Source organism: Agrobacterium sp. DKPNP3, from assembly GCF_052686535.1.
The window spans coordinates 31438-41101 of the sequence record NZ_JBQYSN010000038.1 but is presented as its reverse complement, the minus strand read 5'-3'; the positions used below and the strand labels follow the sequence as shown (position 1 = coordinate 41101).

General features: G+C 59.8%; 9 protein-coding genes. 7 read left to right on the top strand and 2 right to left on the bottom strand.

What is annotated here, in order from left to right; translation table 11 throughout:
- Positions 1-924: Ldh family oxidoreductase (locus ACUTJJ_RS12610; protein ID WP_445542393.1), on the bottom strand; the 924-nt coding region annotated here is incomplete at its 3' end.
- 443 nt (positions 925-1367) lie between these two features.
- Here ACUTJJ_RS12610 and ACUTJJ_RS12605 point away from each other — a divergent pair.
- The 7 genes from ACUTJJ_RS12605 (at position 1368) to ACUTJJ_RS12575 (ending at position 8379) form a co-directional block, all read left to right on the top strand.
- The gene (locus tag ACUTJJ_RS12605; RefSeq protein ID WP_063951666.1) at positions 1368-2174 is read left to right on the top strand and encodes an ABC transporter substrate-binding protein; all 807 of its coding nucleotides are present in this window, start codon (positions 1368-1370) and stop codon (positions 2172-2174) included.
- A 71-nt stretch (positions 2175-2245) separates the two neighbouring features.
- On the top strand, positions 2246-2911 hold the full coding sequence (locus ACUTJJ_RS12600) for an amino acid ABC transporter permease (protein ID WP_445542392.1): 666 nt from the start codon (positions 2246-2248) through the stop codon (positions 2909-2911).
- Positions 2912-2923: 12 nt separating this feature from the next.
- Complete coding sequence (locus ACUTJJ_RS12595; protein ID WP_445542391.1) at positions 2924-3577, top strand: amino acid ABC transporter permease; 654 nt, start codon at positions 2924-2926, stop codon at positions 3575-3577.
- Complete coding sequence (locus ACUTJJ_RS12590) at positions 3570-4292, top strand: amino acid ABC transporter ATP-binding protein (RefSeq protein ID WP_004444624.1); 723 nt, start codon at positions 3570-3572, stop codon at positions 4290-4292. The genes ACUTJJ_RS12595 and ACUTJJ_RS12590 overlap by 8 nt, the downstream gene beginning before the upstream one ends.
- On the top strand, positions 4292-5533 hold the full coding sequence (locus ACUTJJ_RS12585; RefSeq protein ID WP_445542390.1) for an NAD(P)/FAD-dependent oxidoreductase: 1242 nt from the start codon (positions 4292-4294) through the stop codon (positions 5531-5533). Before ACUTJJ_RS12590 ends, ACUTJJ_RS12585 begins: the two co-directional genes overlap by 1 nt.
- Positions 5534-5645: 112 nt before the next feature.
- Entirely contained in the window at positions 5646-7340 is a 1695-nt protein-coding gene (gene lhpI / locus ACUTJJ_RS12580) for a cis-3-hydroxy-L-proline dehydratase (RefSeq protein WP_063951670.1), read from the top strand.
- Between the two features lie 10 nt (positions 7341-7350).
- Positions 7351-8379, top strand: a complete 1029-nt coding sequence (locus tag ACUTJJ_RS12575) for a trans-3-hydroxy-L-proline dehydratase (protein ID WP_445542389.1) — start codon at positions 7351-7353, stop codon at positions 8377-8379.
- Positions 8380-8496: 117 nt separating this feature from the next.
- On the opposite strand, the gene ACUTJJ_RS12570 is transcribed toward ACUTJJ_RS12575, so the two are convergent.
- On the bottom strand, positions 8497-9519 hold the full coding sequence (locus ACUTJJ_RS12570) for a LacI family DNA-binding transcriptional regulator (RefSeq protein WP_445542388.1): 1023 nt from the start codon (positions 9517-9519) through the stop codon (positions 8497-8499).
- Between the last annotated feature and the right edge of the window lie 145 nt (positions 9520-9664).

The window sequence follows — 9664 nt, the reverse complement described above, 5'->3', positions numbered from 1 at the left end:
GGAGGGCAAGCGGGCACCCTGGCCGACGATCGCTTCGAACAGCACTTCCGCGCGCTGGAATGGGTCACCGGGGCGGCCCTTGGCGAAGGCTTCCGGCGAGAAGGCGACGATCAACTCGCCATGGAAGGGCGCAAGTGTGGTCGTGCCAAGATAATCAAGCACTTCTGGGCTTGTCAGGTCACCGATCATGATGCCAGCGAGAAGTTCTATCATGGTGCCGATGGCTGATCCCTTGTGGCCGCCAAAAGGAAGCATGGCGCCGGCAAGTGCTGCTTCAGGATCTGTGGTGGGATTTCCATTGGAGTCCACGGCCCAACCCTCTGGCAGGGCCTTACCGGCGCGGCGGTGTAGTTCAATCTCGCCACGGGCAGCGACCGACGTCGCGAAATCGAAGACGTAAGGTGAGGTGTTCTTGCGCGGCCAGCCGAAAGCGAAGGGATTTGTACCGAGCAAGGGTTTGCTACCGCCCGTGGGTGCGACGGTGGCGTAGCTCGGGCACATCACCAGCCCGGCGAGCCCGTTTTCTGTCAGCCCTTCAACTTCGGGCCAGAGTGCCGAAAAGTGCGTGCAGTCATTGATGACAAGCGCTGCGACGCCGAGGCGTTTCGTGCGCTCCACCAGAACCGGCAGGCCAAGCTCGAAAGCGGGGTTGGCGAAGCCGCCATTGGCACTGACCTTAACAATTGCCGTTCCATCGTCCTCCGCGACTTGCGGTATTGCATCCGGCTTGACCTTGCCGGACTTAACGGTCCGCAACGCGCCCTCGATACGGTAAACTCCATGAGATTTGCAGGCATCTCGCTCACCTGCTGTGATGACGCGCGCCAATGCAGCGGACTGCACATCATTGAGACCGGCCCTCAGGAAAATCGACTCGACCCGCTGAAAGAGTGCCTCAACGGTCAAGGTGGTCGTGTCGCTCATCATAGTCCTCCAACAGGATCGCACAATTTGAATACATAAAGTATACAAAGGGCGACGTAATGCAACGGTTCATTTTATTCATCCTTCCGAGAGCGCGCGGCTCCTTTAGGCATAAGGAGGCGAAAATCGAGCCATTTACCAATGCTTTCGCAGATCTAGACCAGTCAAACAAATCCCTACCTGCTGATCGGCGCGAAAGATTCAAATGCGCATCGGGTGAGTGCAGGCGCAAAGCATCACTTTGAGGCAGCGTCGAGCTGTCCCTCCTGCCCAATTGATTCCAAAGCGGTTTTCCTACCCAGTCTAACGGGTGCCTCCTCCAATTTCGCACGTGCAAAAATTCTTTTTGTATACTCCTTGTATTTTTATATTGATTTCTCGCTTGGGTGGGGAAATAGTGGCCTGGCCTTCAAGGGCAGACCAATTCTGGGAGCAAATCAAAAATGAAAAAATCGGCCATTTTCGCCGGCCTGTTGGCCGCCACTTCCGCAATCACCCCGGCCAAGGCCGACAAGCTCGACGACATTATTTCGTCCGGCACGCTGCGCTGCGCCGTCGTCCTTGACTTCCCGCCCATGGGCGCGCGTGACGACGCCAACAACCCGATCGGTTTTGACGTTGACTATTGCAACGATCTCGCCAAGGCGCTCGGCGTCACCGCTGAGATCGTTGAGACCCCGTTCCCCGAGCGTATTCCGGCACTGATGTCCGGCCGCGTTGATGTCGGCGTTGCCTCGACCTCCGATACGCTGGAACGCGCGAAAACGGTCGGCATGACCGTGCCTTATTTCGCTTTCGAAATGGCCGTGACTGCTAACGACAAGTCGGGCGTCAAGTCGTTCGAGGACATGAAGGGCAAGACGGTTGGTGCGACTGCCGGCACCTTCGAGGCGATCGCGCTTGAAAAGACCGTCAAGGAATGGGGAGTCGGCGAATTCCGCCCGTACCAGACTCAGGCTGACGTTTTCCTTGCTCTCAGCCAGGGCCAGATCGACGCGACCGTTTCGACCTCGACGGTTGCTCAGTCGAACGTCAAGAGCGGCAAGTTCGCAGGCATTTCCGTTGTCGGCAAGGCGCCATACGACATTGACTATGTCGCGCTCTTCACCAACCGTGATGAATACGGCTTCATCAATTATCTGAACCTCTTCATCAATCAGCAGGTCCGCACAGGGCGTTACGCCGAACTCTACAAAAAGTGGGTTGGCGGCGAAGTGCCTTCACTCACCGTCAACGGCGTTTATCGCTAATCAGGACTTTTCGTAAACGGCGCGGTCGAAATGATCGCGCCGTTGATCGTTTCTGAGGAGGCGGGACCTTCATGTTCAACTATACATTCCACTGGAATCAGGCGCTGAAGGCTCTGCCGCAGCTTCTGGACGGTGCGGTGGTGACGCTCCAGATCGCCATATTGTCGATGGTTATCGGCCTTGCATGCGCCATTGTGCTGACGCTGTTTCGGCTTTCCGGCAACCGGATTCTGGGTGCTTTCGCTGCTGTCTGGGTAGAAGTCGCGCGCAACACGCCGGCCTTGTTCCAGATCTACATGTCGCATTTCGGCCTTGGCAATTTCGGCATTCACCTCAGCCCCTATACCGCCCTTCTCGTCGGCATCGCCTTCAACAATGCCGGTTATCTCGCAGAGAATTTCCGCGGTGCGCTGAAAGCCATTCCGGATACGCAGACGCGGTCAGGCCGCTCGCTGGGCATGACGTCGATGCAGACGTTCCGTCTCATCATCATGCCTCAGATGCTGCGCGTTGCGTTTCTGCCCGCCACAAACCAGATGGTTTGGGCGATCCTCATGACCTCGCTCGGGGTTACGGTTGGCATGAACACCGATCTCGCCGGTGTCACGCAGGCCTTGAACGCCCGCTCGTTCCGTACCTTCGAGTTCTTCGCGCTTGCCGCGGTCATCTATTATGTGATCGCCAAGATCGTCACGCTCGCCGCCCGATTGCTGGCCGCGCGTCTGTTCCGCTACTGAGAGAGGTGAGCCATGTTTGAAACCGCTCTCACCTGGAGTGATCTCGTCTTCCTGGCCAAGGGTGCCGGCATGACGCTTGCCGTCACCGCCGTTGCCGTTTCGGCAGGCACCATCATGGGGATCATCTTCGGCATCATCCGTTTCCAGGTCGGACCTTATTGGTCGCTGCCGCTGACGTTCATTCTGGATATTTTCCGTTCCGTACCATTGCTCATCCAGCTGGTTCTCGGCAATGCCTTCCAGTCGATCGCCAAGCTCGGCTGGCCACCATTCACGACTTCCTGCGTGGTTCTGTCGCTCTATACCGCGGCCTATTGCACGGAAATCGTGCGTGGCGGCATCGAAGCGGTGCCGTCGAACACCCGCCGGGCCTGCCGGTCGCTCGGCATGACCTGGTCACAGGACATGCGCTTTATCGTTCTGCCGCTTGCTACCCGAGTATCCTTGCCGGCATGGATAGGCCTCACGCTTGGCGTGATGAAGGATTCCGCGCTTGTTTTGTGGCTCGGTCTCATCGAGCTTTTGCGCGCCTCGCAGATCCTTGTCACCCGCCTGCAGGAACCGCTGACCATCCTGATGATCTGCGGCGCCATCTACTTCCTTATCAGCTTCCCCATCGCCCGTTTCGGCGGGTATCTCGAAAGACGGTGGTCCCCCAATGATTGAGATCGAAAACGTCCGCAAATCCTTCGGCCCGCTGGAGGTTCTGAAAGGGATCAACCTCACCGTCAACAAGGGCGAGGTGGTCACCATCATCGGCGGCTCCGGTTCCGGCAAGTCGACGCTGCTTACCTGCATCAACGGCCTTGAGCCGATCGACAGCGGCAAGATCGTCATCGACGGCACCGAGGTCCACGCCAAGTCGACCGACCTCAACAAACTGCGCCGCAAGGTCGGCATCGTCTTCCAGCAGTGGAACGCCTTTCCGCATCTGACGGTGCTCGAAAACGTCATGCTGGCGCCGCGCAAGGTGCTCGGGATTTCCAAAGAAAAGGCCGAGGAAATCGCAGTCAAACAGTTGACCCATGTCGGCCTTGCCGAAAAGCTGAAGGTCTACCCGAACCGCATGTCCGGCGGCCAGCAGCAGCGCATGGCGATTGCCCGCGCGCTCGCCATGTCGCCAGAATACATGCTGTTCGACGAAGTCACCTCCGCGCTCGATCCGATGCTGGTGGGCGAGGTGCTCGATACGCTGAAGATGCTGGCGGATGAGGGCATGACGATGATCTGCGTCACGCACGAAATGGCCTTCGCTCGTGATGTCTCGAACCGCGTGGCCTTCTTCCATCAGGGCGTGATGGCGGAAATCGGCACGCCGGATCAGCTCTTCGGCGCGCCGCAGCATCCTGAGACGCAGAAGTTCCTGGCGAGCGTTCGGTAATGCCTGCAAGTGATGTCATCGTCATCGGGGCCGGCGTTGTCGGCCTCTCGGCGGCAATCGCGGCGCAGGGCCGCGGTCTTTCGGTTACCGTTATCGACCGCGAAGGACCGGCCGCAGGCGCTTCGGCTGGTAATGCAGGCGCATTTGCCTTTACCGATATTTTGCCGCTCGCATCGCCGGGCATCCTGTGGAAAGCACCAAAATGGCTGCTCGATCCGCTGGGTCCGCTCAGCGTCCCACCTTCTTACGCGTTGAAGATTACGCCGTGGATGCTCCGGTTCTGGCGGGCCTGCGCGGCATCGAAAGTCGAACATTCCACCGTCGCCCAGACGGCGCTGATGGACCTTTCCAAGGCAGAGCTGGAGCCGTTCCTCAAAAAGACGGACACGATTGCGATGCTGCGCAAGGAGGGGAACCTTCAGGTCTATGAAAGCGAGGCCGAATTCGAAGCCTCGCTTCCCGGCTGGAAGGCGCGCGAACGCCATGGCATCGAGTTCCGGCATCTGAACGCCGAACAGATGGCCGAGATACAGCCCGGCATCGCGCCGCGTTTTTCCTGCGGCACCTTTACGCCCGGCTGGTATTCCATCGCCGATCCCAAGCTTTATACGCTGGCGCTGGCCGACCATTTCCGCACCATTGGCGGCCGTATCGAATGCCTTGATGTCGCCTCGCTCCGACCCCTGGACGATGGCGTCGAGGTGTTGAGCCATGATGGCCGCACGCGCAGGGCAGGCAAGGTGGTGCTGGCGGCGGGGGCTTTCTCGCACCGCATCGCCCGTTCGCTCGGGGAAAAAATTCCGCTGGAAACGGAAAGGGGATATAATACCACCCTGCCGTCCGGCGCTTTCGACCTGCGCACGCAGGTCACCTTCGGTGGCCATGGTTTCGTCGTTACTCGTCTATCCTCCGGCATTCGCGTTGGCGGTGCGGTGGAACTCGGCGGACTGGAGCTTCCGGCCAATTTCGCCCGGTCCGAGGCGCTTTTGACCAAGGCGAAGGCTTTTCTGCCGGGCCTGAAAACGGAAGGCGGCAAGCAGTGGATGGGCTTTCGCCCCTCGCTGCCGGACAGCCTGCCGGCCATAGGTGAAGCAGCGCACACGGCGAGGGTGATTTATGCCTTTGGTCATGGCCATCTGGGGCTGACGCAATCCGCCGGCACCGCCCGCATTGTCGCCGATCTTCTGACGGGCCAAAAACCCGCCATCGATACAGGGGCATTTTCGCCGCAACGTTTCTAGAGAGTTTTGGCTTTTCTCTGAAAGGCAAAAACTCTTGGCTTTGTTTTTCAAGCATTTACCGGGCATAGAACCGCTACGCGGTTTTGACGGAAATGCTTTAGGGAGGTTTTCGATGTTTTCTGCCGTTCCTGAAGCTCGCAGCATTCTGGCCGGAGCCGCCGAGGGTCCCGTGATCGCCGCGACCGAAGCGCTGAGCTTCTGGGGCGGGGTCGATCCTGCCACCGGCAAGGTGATCGACGTTCACCACCCGTTGCATGGCGTCTGTCTCACCGGCGGCGTGCTGTTCATGCCGACCAGCCGCGGCTCATGCACCGGTTCGGGAGTTCTGCTTGATCTTATCCTCACCGGCCGAGCGCCCTCGGCGCTGGTTTTCTGCGAGGCTGAAGATGTTCTGACGCTCGGCGCACTTGTGGCGGCGGAAATGTTCGAAAAGGCTTTGCCGGTCGTGCGTCTTGATGCGGATAATTTCGACCGCTTCTCGCGTGCCGCGCATGTCCGCATCAACGAGAACACCATCGAGGCTGATGGTATCTCGCTTACCATCGCGCCGCCGGCGACGGCCCATCTCGACCTTGAGGAGGACGATGGGGCAATGCTTGATGGTCGCGATGGTATCGCTGTACGGCAGGCCATGCGCATCATTGTCGCCATGGCCGCGCAGCAGGGCGCATCGGCGCTTGTGAATGTAACGCAGGGCCATATCGATGGCTGTATCTATGCCAGTCCCGCCAACCTAACCTTTGCGGAAAAAATGGCTGACATGGGCGGCAAGGTGCGGGTGGCGACGACCATGAACGCCATTTCGGTGGACAAGGCGCATTGGCGGGCGCAAGGCGTGCCGGAGGAATTCGGCGATCCGGCCGCAAGGCTGGCGGATGCCTATGTGCGCATGGGCTGTCGTCCCACCTTCACGTGTTCGCCTTACCTGCTGGATAGCGCTCCAGGCGCCGGCGAATCGATTGGCTGGGCCGAATCGAATGCGGTGATTTTCGCCAATACGGTGCTCGGTGCCCGCACCGCAAAGCACCCGGATTTTCTCGATCTCTGCATTGCGATGACGGGCAGGGCGCCGCTTTCTGGGGTGTATCTCGAAGAAAACCGCCGCCCGCAGCGTATCATCGATGTGGCGTTGCCAGCTGGCATCGATGACGCCTTCTGGCCGCTCGTCGGCTATCTCGCCGGCAAGGCCGCGCCGGATTGCATTCCGCTGCTGCGCGGCCTCGGTTCCGCAATGCCCTCGCGGGATGATCTGAAAGCGCTTTGCGCCGCTTTCGGCACCACCTCCGCCTCGCCCATGCTGCATATCGAGGGGGTGACGCCGGAGGCGGAGCTTGCGCCGCTCGAAACCGCCGACACCGTAACCATTTCGCTCGCCGATATGGCCGCTGGGTGGTCGCTTCTGAACGAGGGGCCGGAAGAGGTGCAACTCGTTGCCATCGGTAGCCCTCATGCCTCGTTGGAAGAGTGCCGCGCCCTTGCCGCCGCGTTCAACGGCCGCAACCGCCATGCGGATGTCGCCGTCATCGTGACTGCCGGCCAGCAGATTATCGATGCGGCCAAACAGGATGGCACACTGCAACGTCTGAAAGATAGTGGCGTGCAGGTGCTGCCTGACCTTTGCTGGTGCTCGATTTCCGAGCCGGTTTTTCCGACGAAGACCCGTGCGCTCATGACCAATTCCGGCAAGTACGCCCATTACGGCCCTGGTCTAAGCGGCCGCGCGGTGCGTTTCGGCAGCCTTGCCGATTGTGTCGACAGCGCGCTGACCGGCCAAGCCGTTTCCCGTCTTCCTTCCTGGCTTTCCTGAGGAGAAATTAATGCGCAGTATCAAGACCGTTCATGTCATCTCCGCCCATGCGGAAGGTGAAGTGGGAGATGTGATCGTTGGCGGGGTGAAGCCGCCGCCGGGTGAGACGATCTGGGAACAGAGCCGCTTCATCGCCCGTGATGAAACCCTGCGCAATTTCGTGCTGAATGAGCCGCGCGGCGGCGTCTTCCGCCACGTCAATCTGCTGGTGCCGCCGAAACATCCCGATGCGGATGCCGCCTTCATCATCATGGAGCCGGAAGATACGCCGCCCATGTCCGGCTCTAACTCAATCTGCGTGTCCACCGTGCTGCTGGATGGCGGCATCGTGCCGATGCAGGAGCCGGAAACCCATATGCTGCTGGAAGCACCGGGTGGGCTGGTGAAGGTGCGCGCGGAATGCCGTAACGGCAAGGCCGAACGCATTTTCGTGCAGAACCTGCCGAGCTTTGCCGCGAAGCTCGATGCGGAACTTGAGGTCGAAGGTCTCGGTAAGTTGAAAGTGGATACCGCCTATGGCGGTGATAGTTTCGTCATTGTCGATGCCGAGGCGATGGGCTTCAGCCTGAAGCCGGAAGAGGCGCATGAGATCGCCCGCCTCGGTGTGCGCATCACCAATGCCGCCAACAAGGCTCTGGGTTTCGACCATCCCGAAAACCCCGACTGGAAACATTTTTCCTTCTGCCTCTTCGCTGGCAAGGTAGAACGCACAGCCGAGGGCCTGCGGGCAGGGGCGGCCGTTGCCATCCAGCCGGGCAAGGTGGACCGCTCGCCGACCGGTACAGCGCTTTCGGCCCGCATGGCGGTGCTGCATGCACGCGGCGAAATGAAGGAAGGCGAAACGCTGACGGCGGTGTCGCTGATCGGCTCGACCTTCACGGGCCGTATCCTCGGAACCACAACAGTCGGCGACCGCTCGGCCATCCTGCCGGAAATCTCCGGCCGAGGCTGGATCACCGGAATACACCAGCACATGCTCGATCCGTCGGATCCATGGCCGGAGGGGTATCGGCTGACGGATACCTGGGGTGCGAGGTAAGGGCGTTAAAGGTCACTCAGGCGGAATGTTGAGTACGCCACAGCGGTGCCGCATATTTCTTCTCCCTGGCGGGGAGAAGAAACAAGCGACACCCGCTCGTTCTGAAACGCTAAAGCTTCACTGAGCCAACCGCTTTGTCGTCTCCCGCACGATCAGCTCGAACCCGACATCCACCCGTGCCCCTTCGGGAACAGCGGCATCCTTTTCCGGCTCCAATATCGAAAGCAGCAATTCGCCCGCCTTGCGGCCGATCATCTGCGCATCGACCCGGATAGTCGAAATCGCCGGATAACATTGCCGGCCGATATCGAAATCTCCGAAGCCGAGAATGGAAACCTGATCGGGCACGGTAATGCCGCGGCGGTGACATTCCATCAGCGCGCCAACGGCGGAAATATCGGAGACGGCGAAAATACCTTCGACGTCGGGCGCCTTTGTCAGCAGCGAACCGAGCGTCCTTGCTCCGTGATCATAGGAGACCGGCGCGCTGCCTTCACGAATGATGAGATCGTCGGAAATGCCGGCTTCGCGCAGGGCGGCCCCGAAACCGAGCAAGCGGCTTTCTCCGCGCCAGTCCTTCACATCACCGTCGGCCCTGGAACCGAGCGCACCGATTCTCTTGAAGCCGAGCGATATCAAGTGTTTGGCGGCGGTTCTTCCCACTTCGTAATTGGAAAAACCGACCGCGTGGTCGATCGGATGTTCGGGTACGTCCCAGATTTCAACGATCGGGATACCGGCGCGCATCAACACTTCGCTCGCCGTCTTGGTATGCACCGTGCCGGCGACGACGATAGCATCAGGGCGGCGCTCCATCATGGTGCGAATGACGCGCTCCTCCTCCTGCAGGTCATACATCGTATAACCGATCAGCAACTGGTAATCGGCCGCGCGCAGCGCTTTGGCCAGCCCCTGAGCGCTGTCGGCGAAATTGGAGTTGGTGAGTGTCGGCAGGATGGCGGTGATGAAATTGGTGCGCCGGGAAGAGAGCGAACCGGCGATTCGGTCCGGCACATAGCCAAGCTTCTCGATGGCGTTCATCACCTTCTGGCGCGTCTCTTCCGACACCAGGGCAGGATCGGCCAACACCCGCGAAACGGTCATCTTGGAGACGCCCGCGAGTTTCGAGACGTCGCTCATGGTAGCTTTTTTTGACGTGACTAACGCTGCGGCCAAGGGCGTGCGCTCCACCAAAGCATGTCTCCCGAAATTCGAACCGGTTCAGGACAAGACATACACGAAGATATCAAGGGAAAGCACGCCGTATGATTTGATATCAATGCGG